Here is a 19,308-nt window from a genome sequence, read left to right on the forward strand (position 1 = left end):
TAGAAAAGTATACCTGCCCTTTGTTTTTGGCCGGCTGACCATGCCGGAACCTTTTCATTTAAAAGCAGGTTACTATGGAGTTTGATTTTTTTCTAGAACTTTTCTTCGGCGGGCTGACCCGGGGAAGTATCTACGCCCTTATCGCACTGGGGTACACCATGGTGTACGGTATCATCCAGTTAATCAATTTTGCCCACGGAGAAATTTACATGATCGGCGCCTTCACCGGCCTGATCGTATCCAGTGTCTTAACTATGGCGGGTTTCCCCCAATTGGCCGTGGTGGTGGTGGCGGCCTGCGCAGCAGTGATTTACGCCTGCAGTTACGGGTATACCATGGAGAAAATCGCCTACAAGCCCTTGAGGAATGCCCCCCGCCTTTCTGCTCTGATTTCAGCCATCGGCATGTCCCTGTTTCTCCAGAACTATGTATTACTGGCCCAGACCTCCGATTTTCTTCCCTTTCCAAGCCTGATACCTGATTTTGAATTCTGGGAGCCCTATGCCCATATCATGACCTCACCGGAGCTGGTGATCATCATCACCACGATAGTGGTCATGATTGGACTCACCTTTCTCATCAAGTTCACCCAGGTGGGCAAGGCCATGCGGGCCACCTCCCAGGACCAAACCATGGCTGCCCTGCTGGGCGTCAACGTGGACCGGATCATTTCCATTACCTTTGTTGTGGGCTCTGCAACAGCGGCCATCGGCGGACTTCTCATTGCCTCCCACATCGGACAGATCAACTTTTACATGGGATTCATCGCCGGTATCAAAGCCTTTGTGGCCGCCGTGCTCGGGGGCATCGGCTCCATACCCGGCGCCGTGCTCGGCTCCCTTGTCCTGGGATGGACCGAAAGCTTTTTCACCGGTTACATCTCCAGTGACTACGAGGATGTATTTGCATTCCTCTTCCTGGTCCTGATCCTTATTTTCAGGCCATCCGGCATCCTCGGCAGATCTGAAACCCAGAAAGTATAGATAAAGACATAAAAAGATAATACGATGAATCTTACTCAAGAAATAAAAAAATCGACTCTGGTCGCCATCTGGTTCATGTTCCTGACATTTCCGCTGATGGTCATCCGGGTCAATACAGTGACAAATAATGTTGAATGGAGATGGTGGAACATGGCCCTTATCGGCGTGGCATCCTTCTTTTTCTCCATTCTCTGGCGCCATATGCTCCGGAAAAAAGAACAGGGTACAAAAAGCGAAAAGGAAAAAGAGGTTTCCATCCTCAGGAAATTCTTTGCGGAAAAGAAAAACCAGGTAGGTGCTCTCATCGCCCTGGCCCTCATCACCCTGGCCTTTCCCCATCTTTTTTCCATGTACCAGACCAATATCATGATCTCAGCCCTGATTTACGTCATGCTGGGCCTGGGGCTGAATATTGTTATCGGACTGGCCGGGCTTCTGGACCTGGGGTATGTGGCCTTTTTTGCCGTGGGCGCCTATTCCTATGCCCTGCTCAACGCCCACTTCGGCTTAAGCTTCTGGCTGGCCCTGCCCCTGGGCGGACTGCTCTCGGCCATTTTCGGCATCATCCTTGGGTATCCGGTGCTGAGGCTGCGGGGGGACTACCTGGCCATCGTCACCCTGGGGTTCGGGGAAATCATCCGCCTGGTCCTGGAAAACTGGAGCGAATTTTCCAACGGGCCGGCCGGTATTGCCAACATCCCAAAACCCTCGCTTTTCGGTATGGACCTCTCCCTTGAAGCCTACACCATCTACCTGTTCTACATCATCGTCGGTCTGGTGATTTTCACTATTTTCTTCATTGACCGCCTGGAAAACTCCAGAATCGGCCGGGCCTGGATCGCCCTGAAAGATGATGAGATCGCCTGCCAGTCCATGGGCATCGACAAGGCCAAAACCAAACTGCGGGCATTTGCCCTGGGGGCCACCTGGGCCGGTATGGGCGGGGTTGTATTTGCGGCAAAAACCACCTTTATCAACCCGGCCTCCTTTACCATCTGGGAATCTGTCATCATCCTGTGTACCGTGGTGCTGGGCGGCATGGGTTCCATCACCGGCGTCATCGTCGGCGCCATGCTCCTGATCCTGTTGCCCGAGTACCTGAGGGCATTTGCCGAATACCGGATGATCTGCTTTGGTGCAGTCCTGGTGCTGATGATGGTATTCAAGCCCGGCGGCATGATCGAAAACGTCCGGAAAACCTACAAGTTTAAAGCGCATACAAAATAAGGCCATGAAACCAATACTAGAAGTAAACAACCTGACAATGGATTTCGGTGGTCTCAGGGCCATTGACAGCCTCGACCTGTCCATCGAACAAGGACAGATTGCGGCCCTGATCGGGCCCAACGGCGCAGGCAAGACCACCTTTTTCAACTGCATCACCGGCATCTACAAACCCACCAACGGAGATGTGCTCATCCGGCCCAAAGGCGGAGATGGGGAGACCCAGCGCCTCAACGGACTCAAACCCAACCACGTCACCCGCAGGGGACTGGCAAGAACCTTCCAGAACATCCGTCTTTTTTCATCCATGACCGTTCTGGAAAATGTGATGATCGGCTGCCACCCGATCACAGGTGCCGGCATCCTGGGGGCCCTGTTCCGGGGAAGCTCCACCAAGGACGAGGAACAGTTCATTGTGGACAAAAGCTATGAGATCCTGAAAAAAATCGGCCTGGACCAATATGTGGACGAACTGGCCGTAAACCTGCCCTATGGGGCCCAGAGACGGCTGGAAATCGCCCGTGCCCTGGCCACAGATCCCTTTCTCCTCCTCCTTGACGAGCCGGCCGCCGGAATGAACCCCAAGGAAACCCAGGAACTGGACGACCTGATCATCCGGCTGCGGGACGAAGAGAAGATCAGCATCCTGCTCATTGAGCACGACATGAAGCTGGTCATGAGCCTGTCAGATCGGATTTTCGTGGTGGACTACGGCAAAAAAATCGCCGAAGGCAACCCGGAGGAGATCAGAAACAATCCCACTGTGATCAAAGCCTATCTGGGAGAGGAAATCGATGCTTAAAATCAGAAATATACAGACCTTCTACGGGAACATCCAGGCCCTGAAGAATATCGACATGGATGTGAATGAGGGAGAAATCATCACCCTCATCGGCGCCAACGGGGCCGGCAAATCCACAACCCTGATGACCCTGTGCGGGGTGGTGCCGCCCACAACGGGCACCATTGAATTCCAGGGACAGGACATCACGGGCACGGCCCCGGATAAGATCGCGGCCCTGGGGATCAGCCAGGTGCCCGAAGGCCGCCGGATTTTCCCCTACCTCACGGTTATGGAGAACCTGGACATGGGCACATTTTTGCGCAAAGACAAGGAAAATATCAAAAGGGATATCGACCACGTTTTTGAACTCTTCCCCAGGCTGGCCGAGCGGCGCAACCAGCAGGGCGGTACGCTTTCCGGCGGGGAACAGCAGATGCTGGCCATTTCCCGGGCCATCATGAGCAAGCCCAAGCTTTTGCTCCTTGATGAGCCGTCATTGGGGCTGGCCCCCATCATCGTCAAACAGATATTTGACATCATCAGAAAGGTCAATGAAGAAGACAAGGTAACCATCTTTCTGGTTGAACAGAATGCCAACCTGGCCCTGAAGATTGCCGACCGGGGCTATGTAATGGAAACCGGCGCCATCACCATGACGGATACCGGTGAAAATCTTTTGGCCAATGAGGATGTTAAAAAAGCCTATCTGGGTATGTAGCCTTCACCCCAAAAGGATTCCGGGGCAGTCGGCGGTGGATGACGCCCTGACTGCCCCGGTTTTGCAATGAAGATAGGAATTAATTCAGAGGGTTAGGAGAAGATACCCTCATCTTTATCAGAATCCTTAAAGGAATGTAGGAGAGAATCGGAAGTTTGGTCGGATTGTTTTTCAGAAAAACTCTCTTTTAACCAGGATTGATCAGATGAGAGTTCATCCATTCTTAAAAAATCAAAAAAGTCATCCTGGTCCGGTGTCTCAATCGACTTAAACATGGCTTCCTCCTTTCATGCAATGGTGCCGGCGGGAAAATCGGCCGGCGTTTTTAAGCCCGAAATCATCATATCAGGGCAGAAAGGAGTAAATCAATCAGGGAAACCCTGATTTTTTCCCACTTTTTTCGATTCTTTCTGTATATTTTTGGTTCTTCTGGTAAGTTTTTTATCCTTTTATTCTAATTTAGGTAAAAAATAACCAGCCATAACCTTCACATCAATCAACAGGGTGGTACGGCCGTTAATAATGACGGTCCCCTTCACCCCCTTTTGCTTGAGCGCGCCTTCATCCAGAACCAGTTCTGTCTCAACGGTATCCACGGGCGGGGTGGCCATCAAGCCGAATTCCATATCCCCTTCCCTGAACACAATGACTTCGTGAACTTCCCGCTGGGGTAAAGGGGCCACATTGACCATTCCTGACAGCTCGTACAGGGGCAGGGAGCCGCCGCGATACTGGGTCACTTTCCGGTTGCCGACCACCTCTATTGCCGTGGTGCGGACCCGTTCGATGCGGGCCACACTGTCAAAGGGCACGGCAAAGTATTCGGACTCACCGTTCTTAAAGACAACCACAGCGTTTTTTCCCGAAACCGCCTCATTCTTACCGCTTGTGCTGTCCCCTTCCCTTCGCAGGGCCAGCCCGCCCATCTGGGCCAGATTCAGGATATCCAGGATAAGCGCCACATTGCCGTCCCCCATGATGGTGGCGCCGGCCCAGGCCCGGTAATGCTTAAGATGGCGCCCCAGGGGCTTGACCACAATCTCCTCTGCATCATGGAGCGTGTCGATGACCAGGCCGTACCGATAACTGCCGGCAAAGACCACGGCAATGTTCAGGGCACTGGAGGGGTGCCGCCGCCTGTCCCGGGCGCCCCTTTCCGTGAATTCCTGTGCGTCTTCCGGGCCGGAGACAAAGGGCTCTCCCTCCTCAGGCCGTTTTAGGGACCGCCGGTCCGCAATATTCCGGCGCCGCTCCCTCCTGGGGTCCCCGGTCCCCGGATCAATATAGTACCTGGGGATACCCAGCATCTCGGACAGGTTCAACACCGGCAGCAGTTCTCCCCGGAGCCGGACCACATCCGCAGCTCCCACTTTTTCGATTCTCTCTTTGACCTGATTCGCAGGAATCCGGATTAATTCCTCCAGATTGGCCTGGGGGATGGCATATTTTTCCCTACCCACCGAGGCAATCTGGCTGGGGATAATGGCAAGGGTCAAGGGCAGTTTCACCCTGATTTCACTGCCCACACCGGACCGGGAGTCTGTTTCAATTCTGCCGCCGATGCTTTCGATCTCCGCCTCTGCCGCTTCCGGCAGAGGCTGGGAAAATCGCCCGCAACCGTCATCGGCAAGGCTAACAACAATCTGGCCGGCTTCATTGGAGGCCTTGAGTACAAGCCCCGGGCTGGACGGTTTTCCCGCTTCAGCCCTTTGGTCGGCAGAATCCAGCAAAAAACGGATGCAATATTCGGTCAGGGCCTCCAATGGGATGCGGATGCCGTCCAGAATGGCGGTATCCAGTTCCACCTCCTCCCCCCGGGTCGACACCTCAACCGACATGTCCAGGGCCGCTGCTGTTTCCACGGCTCTATTCTTCAGCCCGCGGAACAAACCGGCCACGGACTGCATCCTGGTTTTCATCACCACCTCCTGGAATTCAGAAGTGATCATGTCAATTCTGTGCCCTGCCGCCTCAATGGACTTCATGTCCTGCCGGCCGATTCCCTGGAGCATCTGGTTCCGGCCCAGCACCAGTTCACCGGCAAGGTCCATCAGGGTGTTCAAAAGTTCGACTTTCACCGGCAACATGCCGGTATCCGATGTTTTACCTGTGTCCACGGCATTTCTCCTTGGTTATGATGACCAGCAAAAAAATGGAGGCAGACCGGCCTGAAGTTTCCGAACTACTCCACCTTTATGATTTTAACGGTATGCCCCACCCAGTTGGGGGGCAGGTAAATCCGTCCGCTATTGCCCGATGCCTTGACTTCCTTTTCAATCATTTCCTCTCCGTACACCTCAAATTTCACACGGGCCCTGGGCCTTAGTTCCGTATTTTTTTTATCCCTGTCTTCCATCATAAATTATTCCTGTTCCGGGCAAGACCAGGCAGGATATCTCCCCCTGTTATTCAGGGAGATGCGCCCTGGTATACAATGCGGTAACCCCTCCCGGCGCCCCTTCAAAACATTTCCGGCAGGACCTGTCCCCCGGATCAGCCGTAAAAGGCGCAAGCCGCACCGAGAATCCCAGATCTTCATATAATGATTTGATTTCCGATAGCCGGGGTTCTTGGAAATTCCCCCTGAACGTCCAGTCTTTGATATCCTGCTCTGTTGAAGCCATTATTTATCGATATTATAGCCTTTAAACATCTATTTTACAGCTTTAATATATCTTTTGCACTGAATTTTCAATCCCCTGCCGCCCGTTGCCTGTGACTCCCGAAGACCGTGCGGCCTCTGGTTACCCTGTGATCTCTGTTTACCATGTGGCCTTTGGTTACTGCGTGACCTCTGGTTGCCGCGTGACCTCTGGTCATTGGATAACGGGATATTTTTTCCTGTACCAGTCAACGATGCCGTGCCGGAGGTTGAATATCCGTGTGAATCCGCGGTCAATCAGAATTTTGGACGCCACCGTGCTCCTGTTCCCGGTGGCACAGTAAATGAGAATGGGATCGTCCTTCCGGGCTGAAAGCTCGGTCCACCGTTTTTGCAGTTCCTGCACGGGAATCAGCACTGCATTTTTAATCCTGGCCTGGTTAAACTCCTTGGGCGTACGGACATCCAGGATGAGGGGGGAAAAGGTCTGGATCACCTCCTGGGCATCTTTGGCCGATACGGCCCGGTAATGGGCTCCGGCATATTCAATGACCCTGATGGTACCGGCGGTATCGCCGATATAAATATCAAAAATGCCGGTCTGTTTCATCTTAAAATACGGAGACCGGCCTTGATCCGGCGCCAATTGCCCTTCAATGCCGAGTGCCGGAATGGATAACAGGACGGGCCTGCCGCTCCCCAGGTCGAATTTGATATAATCCCCCCTGAAAACCGAAAATCCGTTTCCCCTGGCCAGTTCCTCCGCATTGAGCACCCTGAATCCGTTGATCAGGGCCCCGGACACCTTATCCGCCTGTCCGGCCCAGGCTAAATTGAACAAAAGAGACAAACAGGCGGCCATCAGATATACTGAACGTCGTGCCATCCTGTTTTTCATGGGTGAATTGCCCGATGCCATAGATATCTCCACGCAAATTCATTGTAAATTTAACAAGATAAAAATTAGCACACACCTTTATAGGCTGCAAGGCCCTAGTGGACAGTCTGCACAGATTGATGCCGGGCGCACAAAAGACCGATGTCAGAGGCAATAGGTTCGGCCCCCCCGTGCCAGGGGAATAGGCGGGGCGTCGGATGGGGCCGTGTGGTACCCCAGCACCGGACAGTCCAGCCGGCCCTGAAGCTTTTTCACCTCTTTCCAATGGGTATGCACCCCCATTGGATGACCAAAACTGACTTCATGGAAAACCAGGCTGCAGCCTTCGAACCATTGGGGAAGCAACTCCTCCCTGCCCAGCACGGCATTAATGGTGTCATCCAATTTGGTATCCCCTGAAAACCCGAAGGTTTTCCCGCCGGCAGTGATTTTGAGCCCCAGGGTACCATAGGGAAGAATATGGTGGTTCCAACGCGTGGCCAGTTCCATCCCCCCCAGAACCAGTGGTCTTCCCGGCACAACGGGGGTGAACCGCACCAGGCCGTCGAAATCCGGGAAAAGCCCCAAAAACTGCTGCCGGAGCACATCGTAAACCGGTTTTGCCGTAATCAGATGAAGGGGGCGGTTAAGGGCTGCCGCCCTGGAGAGGCAGGCGGATATGCCCTGGACATGGTCTTCATGGTTGTGGGTTATGAACAGGTCGGTGATATCGTCCCAATGTACCTTTCGGGAGGCGAGGGTATGGGCGGGATATCCCCCTGGATCAATCCAGAGGACCCGTTTCCCGAAACGGACAAGGCAGGAGGATACCGTTCCTGTAAATCCGTTGCCCGTGCCCACGGGGGTGATCTCCATCTCCCGCCGCCGGGCCCTGTCCGGGGCCACGGTTCCCAGAACATCTTCCACCACCCCGTCTCCGTTAAACGGGTCAAGTTCACCTCCGTCGTATACCACCCGGCCCCGGTCAAGGATCCGGATACAATCCCGGTCAAAAAAAATGGTCACATCGCCGGTGGTATACTGGTTTTCCACTGTCGTTTTCCGGAACCACCGGCTCAGCCACCCCTTTTTCTCCACCCGGGTACAGGACGGGTCGAAAAACCAGGAAAAAGTATGGTCCAAATTGCCGTACATGACAGCCATATCTCCGGGCCGCCCCACATAAATTCGGCCCTGCCCTTCTGACACCTGGCAGTCCCAGAGCACAAATTCTTCGCCGGTGTAGTTGTCACCGGCCATGGAACCCTGCCAGGGCGGCACAACCACCAGGCCGGCGTCAATGCCGAACCTGCGGCAAAGCTTTGAGATATCCGGCATACTGCCGATACGGATCCGCCCGGCCGGGGTGGTGACAAAATCCACTGACATGCCGTTCCACACCAGCCGTTCCGTTGCCGGATCCAATTGCATCAATCCGTTTTCCAAAAAAGCCTCCAATTATGTAAACGATTACATAAATATCTATTATCTATTTTGTCTGAAAAAGACAAGGAGAATAGCCCCCCTAAAGCAATGGTTAGAAATATGTTATAGCCTATTATAACAATGTTTCCATATGATTAGGACTTGGTTTATACCGGAAAAAACCTTGACAGGCCTTCGCGTGGATGACTATAGACGTGTAAACGCTTACATACACAGGAAAGATATGAGTACAATTAATGATGTTGCCAGGCTGGCCGGGGTATCCACGGCAACCGTATCACGGGTGATCAATACACCGGAACGGGTCCGGACCCAAACCCGTGACAGGGTGTTCCGGGCAATGAAAATGTGCAATTACAAATACAACGCCCTGGCAAGGGGCTTTGCCACCAAACGAACCAATACCATCGGCATGATCATCCCCAACATCAACAACCCGGTGTTTGCGGAATCCACCAGGGGCATCCAGGACTATGCAGAAAAGAATAAAATCCAAATGATCCTGGGCAACTCCTACTATAGCAGGGATATGGAAAAATCCCTGGTGAAAACCTTTCTGGAAAAGCAGGTGGACGGGCTGATCCTCACCCCTGCCAACCCCAAGGGGGAATTAATCAGCGCCCTGGTAAGGGACAATCTTCCCCTTGTCCTGCTCTACTCCACCATTAAAAAAGGGCCGGTGTCCGCCGTGGGCATCGACAATTACAAGGGCGGGTATGCGGCCTGCCGCCACCTGGTGGACCTGGGCCACCGGCGCATCGCCATGGTGGCCGGCAAATTTTCCATCTCTGACCGTAGCTTTCACCGGTGGCACGGCTATAAAAAATGCCTGGGGGACCACGGCATTCCCTATGATTCGAACCTCCTTGTCCAGACAGGATACTCCCTGACCGGGGGACGGGACTGCATCAAAAAACTGATGGGGCAGGAAGACCCGCCCACGGCGGTGTTCTGCTCCAACGACTACCTGGCCATCGGTGCCATGAAAGGGGCCAGGGAATTAGGAATTGATATCCCGGGGCACCTGTCTGTAATTGGATTTGACGATATACAAATCGCCTCCTATATCTCCCCGGCACTGACCACCATCAGCCAGCCCGCCTATGAAATGGGCCGCCTGGGGGCAGAGATTCTATTTGGTCATATCCAGGGGCAATCGGAACAGGAAAACAAGGCCTGCCATAAGATGCTGGACTTCAATCTTGTGGTGCGGGAATCCACGGCAAAGCTCTGAGGCAAAATCCGAGGCCCGGGGCAGAAGTCACCCGCCCCGGCCTGTAAAATAAAACGACCGGGTGGGAATCACCCAAAATAAAACTAAAAGGAGAAGCAAAATGAAACACCTGAAACTGATGGCGGCGGCATTGTTTCTGCTGCTGTTTTCATCCACGGCATTCTGTGTTGAACTGACCATGTATTACCCGGTGGCCGTCGGCGGCCCCCTGACCAAAATTGTGGACGGGCTGGTGAACGATTTCCAGGCCGAATACCCGGATATAAAAATCAAGGCCATCTATTCGGGCAACTACACCGACACCATGACCAAGGCCATGACCTCCCTGAAGGGGGGCAACCCGCCCCATCTTTCCGTGATCCTGTCCACGGAAATTTTCACCCTCATTGACAACGACGCCGTGGTTCCCTTTGACGAACTGGTGACCACCGATGCAGAAAAAACCTGGCTCAACAGCTTCTATCCGGCCCTGATGGAAAACTCCAAAACGGGCGGTAAAACCTGGAGCATTCCCTTCCAGCGCTCCACCATCGTCATGTACTACAACAAAGATGCCTTCCGCAAAGCCGGCCTTGATCCGGATAAGCCCCCGGCCACCTGGGACGAACTGGTTGCCATGGGCAAAAAGCTGGTACAAAAGGATGCGGACGGCAAGGTGACCCAATGGGGCATCGAAATTCCCTCAACCGGGTACCCCTACTGGATGTTCGGCGCCCTTTGCAAACAGAACAGCGAGGTCCTGATGAACTCCCTGGGTACTGAAACCTATTTTACCAACCCCGGCGTGGTTGAGGCCCTTGAATTCTGGAAAGCCCTGGGCAGAACCCACGGCATCATGCCCCAGGGTACCATTGAGTGGGGAACGCTAAGATCAGCCTTCCTCGAAGGAAAAACCGCCATGATGTGGCATTCCACAGGCAACCTCACCGCCGTTAAGAAGAATGCCAAATTCGACTTCGGCGTGGCCATGCTGCCGGCCATGAAAATGCGGGGCACCCCCACCGGCGGCGGCAACTTTTTTATCTTCAAAAAGACCTCCCCCGAAGAACGCAGGGCTGCCCTGACCTTCATCAAGTGGATGACCCAGCCCCAGCGCACCGCCCAATGGAGTATCGGTACGGGTTACCTGGGTACCCGCCCCGACGCCTATGAAACCGCAGCCCTGAAAGCGTACGTGTCCGGATTCCCGGCAGCCGCCGTTGCCAGGGACCAGCTTCAGTATGCCACGGCCGAACTCTCCGTTCATGAAAACGGCCGGATCTATAAGATCCTAAACGACAATATCCAGGCGGCTTTAACCAATGCAAAAGCACCTGGAAAGGCAATGAAAGACGCCCAGAAACAGGCCGAAAGAATCCTGAAACGGTATTAACCCCAACCTAAATCCGGGCATGTTCCGGCAGGGGGCCGCCCCCTGCCGGAGCCGCCCGGCACCTGGAGTACCCATGACCCACCGGAATATCGGTGCCGCCCTCGAACATGCCGGCGCCTGGATGCTGGGCATCCTCTGGCTTCTGCCAGTTTTTTTTGCATTCTGGAGCGCATTTCATCCACCGGAATTCTCCACCCGGTTTGATCTGCTCGCCCCGCTGACCCTTGACAATTTCACCCGGGCCTGGTCCCATGCCCCTTTTCCCAGATACCTGGTCAACAGCTTCATGCTGGTGACCATGATCCTAACGGCCCAGTTTATCCTGTGCACCCTGGCAGCCTACGGATTTGCCAGGTTCACCTTCTGGGGAAGAGACCTTCTCTTTGCCCTGGTTCTGCTTCAGCTCATGATCATGCCCGAGGTTCTGCTGGTGGAAAATTACCGGACCATATCCGCCATGGGCCTGCTGGACACCATTCCGGCCATGGGCCTGCCCTATGCGGCCTCCGCCTTCGGGATCTTTTTGCTGCGCCAGTCCTTTAAAACCATTCCCAAGGAACTGGTGGAGGCGGCACAGGTGGAAGGGCTTTCCGCCCTGGGAATCCTGTGGCGGGTCTACGTGCCCCTGGCACGGTCCACCTACATCGCCTACGGCCTGGTCTCGGTGAGCTACCACTGGAACAACTTCCTGTGGCCCCTGGTTATCACCTCTTCGGTGAACTCCAGGCCCCTCACCGTGGGCCTGGCCATTTTCGGGGCGCCGGAGTCCGGTGTGGACTGGTCCATCATCACAGCGGCCACGGTGATGACCATTTTGCCCCTGCTGCTGGCCTTCATCCTTTTTCAGCGACAATTTGTGCAGTCTTTTATGCATTCAGGAATTAAATAAACAACAAAAGATGAAACACCGACCATGACAGATATAGTGCTAAAAAACATCAGTAAATCCTGGGGCGACAACCAAGCCCTGGGCAATGTGAATTTCACCTGCGACGCCGGCAGCCTATTGGTACTCCTGGGCCCTTCGGGCTGTGGTAAATCCACCACTTTGCGCCTGATATCCGGCCTGGAAACACCCACAACAGGCACCGTTGAAATCGGGGGAAAGGACGTCACCCGCCTGCCCCCGGTCAAACGGAACATCGCCATGGTTTTTCAGAACTACGCCCTTTTTCCCCATTTATCCGTGGCGGAAAATATCCTGTTCGGGCTCAAGGCCAGAAAGGTCAGCCGGGCCGAACAGCAGAAGCGTTTAAAGGAAGCCGCCGCTCTTTTGGGGCTGTCAACTCTTTTGGACAGAAAACCGGCCCAGCTGTCAGGCGGCCAGCGCCAGCGGGTGGCACTGGGAAGGTCCATCGTGGCCCAGGTTCAGGTCTGCCTCATGGACGAGCCCCTGTCCAACCTGGATGCCAAGCTCCGCCAGGAAATGCGGCAGGAAATCAGAAGTCTTCAGCAGCGCCTTGGCATGACCATGATCTATGTGACCCACGACCAGGTGGAAGCCATGACCCTGGCGGACCGGATCATCCTCATGAAAGACGGCGGCATTGAGCAGCACGGCAGTCCGGAGGCGCTGTACAACGAACCGGCCACCGCATTTACCGCAGGCTTCATCGGCAATCCGCCCATGAATATCCTGGGGCCGGTGCCGGGAGCCGAGTCCCTTCCGGCAAATACCCTGATGGGCATCCGTCCGGAAAACATCCGCCTCTCCGGGGACAAGGGGCTGGAAGCACGGGTCACGGCCATAGAATACCTGGGCGCAGATTCCCTGGTGTCCTGCACCATACCGGGCAGGGATGGAAAGGGCCAGTCCCTTATCGCCGCCGTCAAAGGCAAAACCGGCCTCACCGGAGGCGATACCGTCCGCCTGGACTGGTCGGGCAACGACCTTCACTTTTTTGACGCCGGCGACGGCCACCGCCTGCCCGCCCCGGGGAAAGGAGGGGAATGATGAACCTGAATCTCCGCCACCAGGTCAACGGCTGGCTTCTGGTGCTGCCGGCCGTGGCCATGATTTCCCTGTTCACCCATTACCCCATCGGGGCCAATCTCTACCATTCCTTTTTCGCCACCGGGAACGCGGTAAAACCAGAGGTTTTCATCGGCCTGGAAAACTACCAATACCTGTTGGAAGACGAATACTTCTGGAAGGTGCTGAAAAACAATATGATCTACTCCATGTGCACGGTGCCGGCCAGCATCGCCATTGCCATGGGTATGGCCCTGCTCATCAACCGGAAAATAAAGGGGAGGGCCCTGGTCCGGATGTCCTTTTTCACCCCCACGGTGCTGCCGATGATCGCCGTGGCCAATATCTGGCTCTTTTTCTATACCCCGGAATACGGGCTATTTGACCAGATCTCCCAATTTTTCGGCGGCGGCACCCACAACTGGCTGGGCAACCCGGATACGGTACTCTTCTGCCTCATCATCATGGTCATTTGGAAGGAGGCGGGATTTTTCATGGTATTCTACCTGGCGGCCCTGCAACAGCTTTCGCCGGAGCTGAGGGAGGCCGGAGATGTGGAAGGGGCCGGGGCCTGGTATTATTTCAGGCGGGTGATATTCCCGCTGCTCATGCCCACCACCCTTTTTGTCACGGTCAATGCGGTGATCAACTCATTCAAGCTGGTGGACCACCTGGTCATCATGACCAAGGGCGGTCCGGACAATGCCTCCTCCCTCCTCCTCTACTATATCTATGAAAACGCATTCAGCTTCTGGGATACCAATTATGCGGCCACCCTCACCGTTATTCTGGTACTCATCCTGGCCCTGATTACCCTGGTGCAGTTTGTCTTCGTGGAAAAACGGATACACTACCAATAAAAAACACGGCCCGGGCAGCGGGCCCGGGCCGTGTTTTATTAGCGCTTCAATCGAAATTTTACATATACTTTTTCATGATGGCATCATAGGTGCCGTCGGCCTTCATCTTATCCAGTTCGGCCTGCCATTTTGCAATCACCTCGTCTGGCGTATTTTTACTGAAGGCGATATAAAGCTGGGTCTCTTTAACGTCAAAGACATTTTCCAGGGCAGCGGCATCTCCGATCGCTTTTTTGGCCTTGAACACCCCCTGCAGCTGGCCGACAATCCATAAATCAATCCGGCCTGCAGCCAGCTTTTTCGCATTGGCCTCATCGTTCACCACACTTTCAATATTTGAAAACCCCTCGGCTTTCAAAAAGGACTCTGCCGCATCGTCCTTATAGGTGCCGATCTTTTTTACCTTCTTTGCATCCTCCAGGGAGTTGATCTGCAGGCCGCTTCCCTTTTTGGCAAAAAACACCCATTTATTGGGCGCCACAGGCCCCACCCATTTAAACAGGTTTTCCCGCGCTTCGGTTCTTGTCATGGAAAACAGTATCATCCCGTCCTTGTGCTGAATGAAATTATAGGCCCTGGACCAGGGCAGTACTTTTATTTCATCCGGATGGCCCAGCCGTTTGATAAGCTCAGCCATGACCTCTGAGGAAAGGCCGGTCAGTTTTCCGTTTTCAGTGTAATTAAAGGGAGGGTACTCCTCGGTCATGATGCTGAATGTCTCTGCCGGTGCGGCGGAGGCCAGGAAGAAAACGCAGGCAAGGGCCAGAAAACAATTTTTAACCAACGATCTCATTTCAGTTCTCCTTTTTTTATGTTTTATACCTTGAACTTCCCCATGAGGTCTGCCAGACGTGCACCCAAGGTCGACAACCGGTCTGCATTGGTCTTGACCTCCTGGCTGGAAGCGGCCAGTCCGTTGGCCGATTCGGTGATTTCGGTGATTTCCCCGGCCACCTTCTGGGAGGAGGAAGAGCCCTGGGATACATTCTCGTTGACCTCCACGATCCCAGCGGAGGCATGGGAAATATTCTGGGCAATTTCGCTGGTGGTGGCAGACTGTTCCTCCACGGCCGTGGCAATGGTGGCAACAATGGTATTAATCTCGGTGACCACCTCGGAAATACTGGAAATCACCTCCACCGTCCCTGCGGAGGATGCCTGTATCCCCTGAATCTGGGTTTTGATGGCCCCGGAAGCTTCTGCGGTCTGGTTGGCCAGATCCTTGATCTCATTGGCCACAACGGCAAAACCTTTGCCGGCTTCGCCGGCCCTTGCCGCTTCAATGGTGGCATTGAGTGCCAGAAGGTTCACCTGCTCGGAAATATCCGTAATGGTTTCCACCACCTTGCCGATCTGGTTGGCCGCATCGCCAAGCTCGTTTACCTGCCGGGAAGCATCCTGGGTCTGGGACACGGCATTGTTTGTTATATTTCTTGCATTCTCCGCATTTTGTGCGATCTCATTAATGGTTGACGACATTTCCTCCGAGGCCGTGGCCACCATGTTGATATTGGTGGAGGCCTCTTCCATGGCCGCCGCCACTGAGGTCATATTGGTACTCATGCTGTCGGCCGCCCCGGCAACCGAACCCGACCGGCCGGATAGGTCCTCCACCCCGGAATTCATGACGGCGGAAAGCTGGGTAAAGTCCGAAGATGCTTTATTAATGGTCTTAGCGTTTTCAGATACCTCCCGAATCAAATCCTGAAGTTTTTCAATAAACTGGTTGAACCATGTGGACAATTCACCGATTTCGTCCTTGGTTTTCACCTCCAGGCGCTTGGTCAGGTCGCCTTCGCCCTGGGCAACATCCTTTATCATGGCAACCGTGCTTTTAATGGGCCGGGTGACGAAAATCTGAAGACAGATCACCAGCGTTATGATCAATGCAATGATGATAACAGCGGCCACAATAATCTGGGTGGTGACGGCCTGATTGATATTCTGCTGCGCAATGGACTGGAAGCTCTCTATACTTTTACGGGTGAGGGTTTCCTGTTCGGCAATCTCTTTGTTGACCAGGTCGTTGGTATAATACAGCCTGACACTGCCCACCTTTTCTCCTTCATGCATGGCATCGGAGACGATGGACAGGTTTTCGTCCACCTTAACCGTATCGGGCAGGGCCTGGCCGGTGGCGATCTCCGGGTTCTTCCATCCGGCGCCGAAGGGATTGCCTTCCGCATCCAGCACTTTGATGGCCACAATCCCGCTCATCTTAAGGTAGGAGGCCAGAAGCTTATAAAGCTGTTCCTGGTCGAAATTATACAAAAAAGACCGGGTCACCGAGGTGCAGAGCTCAAGGTTAATTTTCATATGTTCCACCAGCTCCTGCTTCATCTTCCCGGATTCTTCTTCCAGGGCGGACTTCTGGGTGGCCTCATAACGATCGATCATCTTCTCCGCCAGACCGGATTCCAGCCGAACGGCGATAAAACTGCTGACGGCCAAAAGAATCAGGATGATAATTCCGCTGGCGAAAGAGGTTTTAAAAGCAATACTGTCTTTCAGGGATGGTGATTTTGTTTCCATGGGATCTCCTCGACATGCATTGTATTAAACTAACTACAGTTACGCTGTTTTGGGGGAACAAATTATCTGTAAATTAAAATGTAGGCATTTCATAAAAGAATACCGATTCGCCTTTCGGGTGTCAACCTGTTTTCGCCGGCCCCAAAGAAGATAGGAAAATCCTTATCCCGGCCCTGAAAATACCTTTTGACTTCCCAGGGGTTTCCGATTATTTTGGGGCAGTAGTTGTTCACCGGCGGCCTTGCCTCGATACCGTTAACCCCTTAAGTAACCCCATAACAATTGAAATTCGAACCATGATGACACCAGACCATTGTATCACCACATCCATATTTGACATCTTCAAAACCGGGCCCGGCCCGTCCAGTTCCCACACCATCGGCCCCATGAAAGCGGCATTGATGTTCAAACAGGCCATGGCCGGGCTTGATATTTCCCCCGGGAATCCGGAACTGAAACTGGCCGTTCATCTTTACGGCTCTTTGAGCCTGACGGGAAAAGGCCACGGCACCCACAAGGCGGTGCTGGGCGGCCTTCTGGACTGGACGCCGGAAACCTGTGACTGCGATGCCCTGGGCCGGCTACTGGGCGAACCGGAGAAAATTTACGAAATCCCTTTTAAAAACGGGACGCTTTCCTTTACCGAAGCAGATATCATCTTTGAAGGCAGGGATGTCCAGGACCTTCCCTTTGCCAATACCATGCGGTTTCGGCTCATGGAAAAAGACCGCCTTCTCCTTGAAAAAGAATATTATTCCATCGGCGGCGGATTCATCCAGTGCAGGGGCGAGGTCCCGGCCCCTCCGCCCTGCCCCCCCCATGCCTATTGGAATATGAATTCCCTGCGTAAACTCATGCGCAAAACCGGGTTCACCCTGGACCGGATCATACTGGAAAACGAACAGGCCCTCACCGGGGCAACGGAAGCCGAAATCTTTGAGGGCATTGACGGCATACTTGAAGCCATGTGCCGGTGTGTGGAGCGGGGCCTTTCAGCGGACGGCCTGCTGCCCGGGTCCATCGGCCTGCTCCGCAAGGCAAAGGTGCTCATGGAAAACGCAGAAAAAATGCCCCGGGAACACGGACGGTTTCTTGGGATGCTCAATGCCTATGCCATGGCCGCTTCCGAAGAAAACGCCGACGGCAAACAGGTGGTCACCGCCCCCACCTCGGGATCCGCCGGGGTCATGCCCGGGGTGGTCTACATGCTCAAACACCATCACCACCTGGACCGGGACCAGCTTCGCAAAGGGCTGCTGGCCGCCGCCGCCATCGCCTTTATCGCCAAAAAGAACGCCAGCATCTCAGGGGCAGAGGTCGGCTGCCAGGGTGAAGTGGGGGTGGCCTCGTCCATGGCCGCTGCATTCATGGCCCATGCAGAAGGATTTGACATCAAGCGCCTGGAAAATGCCGCTGAAATCGCCCTGGAACACCAGCTGGGCATGACCTGCGACCCTGTGGGCGGCTATGTGCAGATTCCCTGTATCGAACGAAATGCCGTGGGTGCCGTCACTGCGGTCAACGCCTGTATCCTTGCCCAGACCGGCGATCCCGCCCGGCAGAAGGTCACCTTTGACGAGGTGGTGGAAACCATGATGGAGACCGGCCGGGACATGTGCACCCGGTACAAGGAAACCGCCCTGGGCGGGCTGGCGGTCTGCTGCGTATCATGTTAAGGAGGTATCCATGAGCCATTTACCCAGAGTTTGCATACTGGGCACCGGGGGCACCATTGCAGGGACTGCCGGTTCATCCACCCAGGCCGGCTATTCTTCAGGTCAGCTGGATGTCCAGGGACTGCTGACCGCAGTGCCCAACCTGGACCGCCTGGCCCGGATCCAGGGGGAGCAATTTTCCAGTGTGGGCTCCCAGGACATGTCCTTTGAGATCATGACCGGCCTGGCCAGACGGATCAATGAACTGCTGGCCGCAGACGAAGTGGACGGCGTCGTGGTCACCCACGGCACGGACACCATGGAGGAAACCGCATTTTTCCTCAACCTGGTGGTGGATTCGCCCAAACCCGTGGTCATGACCGGTGCCATGCGCCCGGCCACCGCTCTCAGCGCTGACGGCCCCCTCAACCTCTTTAACGCAGTGGCCGTGGCCGCCCATCCCCATGCCGGCAACCGGGGGGTAATGGTGGTGATGAACGACCGGATCCACGGGGCCCACTCACTGACCAAAAGCAACACCACCTCGGTGGAGACCTTCCTGTCTCCTGTGAACGGGCTCATGGGCACTACGGTGTTCGGCACCGTAAAATTCTTCAGGGGCCCCTTCCGGAAGCATACAGTGGAAAGTGAATTCCGGCCGGACTACCACCTGCCCCTTCCCCGGGTGGACATTGTCTACGCCTGTTCCGGCATGCCGCCGGACCTGATCGAGGCATCGGTTTCCCTGGGCGCCAAAGGCATCATCATCGCAGGAGACGGAAACGGGAACATGAGCAAGGAAGCCATGCGCACCGCGTCGGGATTCGCCGCCAGGGGGATATACATTGTCCGGGCCTCCCGGGTGCCCACAGGCACAGTGTCCAGAAACGTGGAAGTGGATGACGATGCCGGCGGATTCATCGCCTCGGACGAACTCAACCCGGCCAAGGCCAGGATACTGCTCATGCTGGCCCTGTTAAAGGCAAGAAGCCCCCAAATTGTCCAGGACCTTTTTTACCAGTATTAACCGGGATATTCCATGTAAACTG

The 19,308-nt window shown here is 54.6% G+C and carries 18 protein-coding genes; 11 read left to right on the forward strand and 7 right to left on the reverse strand.

Annotation, left to right across the window (positions count from 1 at the left end):
* The first annotated feature begins 74 nt into the window (after window positions 1-74).
* From HUN04_09570 to HUN04_09585, 4 genes are read left to right on the forward strand one after another with little or no spacing between them, the layout of a single operon-like run.
* Window positions 75-983 (forward strand): branched-chain amino acid ABC transporter permease LivH, encoded by a 909-nt coding sequence (locus HUN04_09570; protein WDP89943.1) that lies wholly within the window; start codon window positions 75-77, stop codon window positions 981-983.
* Window positions 984-1,007: 24 nt separating this feature from the next.
* Window positions 1,008-2,210 carry a branched-chain amino acid ABC transporter permease gene (locus tag HUN04_09575; protein ID WDP89944.1) on the forward strand — a complete coding sequence of 401 codons (1,203 nt, stop codon included), beginning with the start codon at window positions 1,008-1,010 and terminating at the stop codon, window positions 2,208-2,210.
* Between the two features lie 4 nt (window positions 2,211-2,214).
* Complete coding sequence (locus tag HUN04_09580) at window positions 2,215-3,009, forward strand: ABC transporter ATP-binding protein (GenBank protein WDP89945.1); 795 nt, start codon at window positions 2,215-2,217, stop codon at window positions 3,007-3,009.
* Complete coding sequence (locus HUN04_09585) at window positions 3,002-3,709, forward strand: ABC transporter ATP-binding protein (GenBank protein WDP89946.1); 708 nt, start codon at window positions 3,002-3,004, stop codon at window positions 3,707-3,709. The genes HUN04_09580 and HUN04_09585 overlap by 8 nt, the downstream gene beginning before the upstream one ends.
* Window positions 3,710-3,801: 92 nt before the next feature.
* Here HUN04_09585 and HUN04_09590 read toward each other — a convergent pair whose 3' ends face one another.
* The 5 genes from HUN04_09590 to HUN04_09610 form a co-directional block, all read right to left on the reverse strand.
* Window positions 3,802-3,984: a hypothetical protein gene (locus HUN04_09590; protein WDP89947.1), complete on the reverse strand. Its 183-nt coding sequence runs from the start codon at window positions 3,982-3,984 to the stop codon at window positions 3,802-3,804.
* 174 nt (window positions 3,985-4,158) lie between these two features.
* On the reverse strand, window positions 4,159-5,826 hold the full coding sequence (locus HUN04_09595) for a chemotaxis protein CheW (GenBank protein ID WDP89948.1): 1,668 nt from the start codon (window positions 5,824-5,826) through the stop codon (window positions 4,159-4,161).
* A 65-nt stretch (window positions 5,827-5,891) separates the two neighbouring features.
* Entirely contained in the window at window positions 5,892-6,065 is a 174-nt protein-coding gene (locus HUN04_09600) for a DUF2080 family transposase-associated protein (protein WDP93233.1), read from the reverse strand.
* 460 nt (window positions 6,066-6,525) lie between these two features.
* Entirely contained in the window at window positions 6,526-7,197 is a 672-nt protein-coding gene (locus HUN04_09605; protein WDP89949.1) for a rhodanese-like domain-containing protein, read from the reverse strand.
* A 156-nt stretch (window positions 7,198-7,353) separates the two neighbouring features.
* Window positions 7,354-8,634 carry an MBL fold metallo-hydrolase gene (locus HUN04_09610; protein WDP89950.1) on the reverse strand — a complete coding sequence of 427 codons (1,281 nt, stop codon included), beginning with the start codon at window positions 8,632-8,634 and terminating at the stop codon, window positions 7,354-7,356.
* Between the two features lie 223 nt (window positions 8,635-8,857).
* Here HUN04_09610 and HUN04_09615 point away from each other — a divergent pair, with 223 nt between their 5' ends.
* The 5 genes from HUN04_09615 (at window position 8,858) to HUN04_09635 (ending at window position 14,072) form a co-directional block, all read left to right on the forward strand.
* Complete coding sequence (locus tag HUN04_09615; GenBank protein ID WDP89951.1) at window positions 8,858-9,868, forward strand: LacI family DNA-binding transcriptional regulator; 1,011 nt, start codon at window positions 8,858-8,860, stop codon at window positions 9,866-9,868.
* A gap of 100 nt (window positions 9,869-9,968) precedes the next feature.
* The gene (locus HUN04_09620) at window positions 9,969-11,240 is read left to right on the forward strand and encodes an ABC transporter substrate-binding protein (GenBank protein ID WDP89952.1); all 1,272 of its coding nucleotides are present in this window, start codon (window positions 9,969-9,971) and stop codon (window positions 11,238-11,240) included.
* Between the two features lie 73 nt (window positions 11,241-11,313).
* Window positions 11,314-12,129 (forward strand): carbohydrate ABC transporter permease, encoded by an 816-nt coding sequence (locus tag HUN04_09625; GenBank protein WDP89953.1) that lies wholly within the window; start codon window positions 11,314-11,316, stop codon window positions 12,127-12,129.
* Window positions 12,130-12,153: 24 nt separating this feature from the next.
* Window positions 12,154-13,194 (forward strand): ABC transporter ATP-binding protein, encoded by a 1,041-nt coding sequence (locus HUN04_09630; protein ID WDP89954.1) that lies wholly within the window; start codon window positions 12,154-12,156, stop codon window positions 13,192-13,194.
* Window positions 13,194-14,072 (forward strand): sugar ABC transporter permease, encoded by an 879-nt coding sequence (locus HUN04_09635; GenBank protein WDP93234.1) that lies wholly within the window; start codon window positions 13,194-13,196, stop codon window positions 14,070-14,072. Before HUN04_09630 ends, HUN04_09635 begins: the two co-directional genes overlap by 1 nt.
* A gap of 58 nt (window positions 14,073-14,130) precedes the next feature.
* On the opposite strand, the gene HUN04_09640 is transcribed toward HUN04_09635, so the two are convergent.
* The gene (locus tag HUN04_09640) at window positions 14,131-14,865 is read right to left on the reverse strand and encodes an amino acid ABC transporter substrate-binding protein (GenBank protein ID WDP89955.1); all 735 of its coding nucleotides are present in this window, start codon (window positions 14,863-14,865) and stop codon (window positions 14,131-14,133) included.
* Window positions 14,866-14,888: 23 nt separating this feature from the next.
* Window positions 14,889-16,604: a methyl-accepting chemotaxis protein gene (locus tag HUN04_09645; protein WDP89956.1), complete on the reverse strand. Its 1,716-nt coding sequence runs from the start codon at window positions 16,602-16,604 to the stop codon at window positions 14,889-14,891.
* 299 nt (window positions 16,605-16,903) lie between these two features.
* Here HUN04_09645 and HUN04_09650 point away from each other — a divergent pair, with 299 nt between their 5' ends.
* Window positions 16,904-18,280 (forward strand): L-serine ammonia-lyase, encoded by a 1,377-nt coding sequence (locus HUN04_09650; protein ID WDP93235.1) that lies wholly within the window; start codon window positions 16,904-16,906, stop codon window positions 18,278-18,280.
* A 10-nt stretch (window positions 18,281-18,290) separates the two neighbouring features.
* Complete coding sequence (locus HUN04_09655; protein WDP89957.1) at window positions 18,291-19,286, forward strand: type II asparaginase; 996 nt, start codon at window positions 18,291-18,293, stop codon at window positions 19,284-19,286.
* Window positions 19,287-19,308: the final 22 nt, after the last annotated feature.

This window comes from Desulfobacter sp., assembly GCA_028768525.1.
Classification (GTDB): Bacteria; Desulfobacterota; Desulfobacteria; order Desulfobacterales; family Desulfobacteraceae; genus Desulfobacter.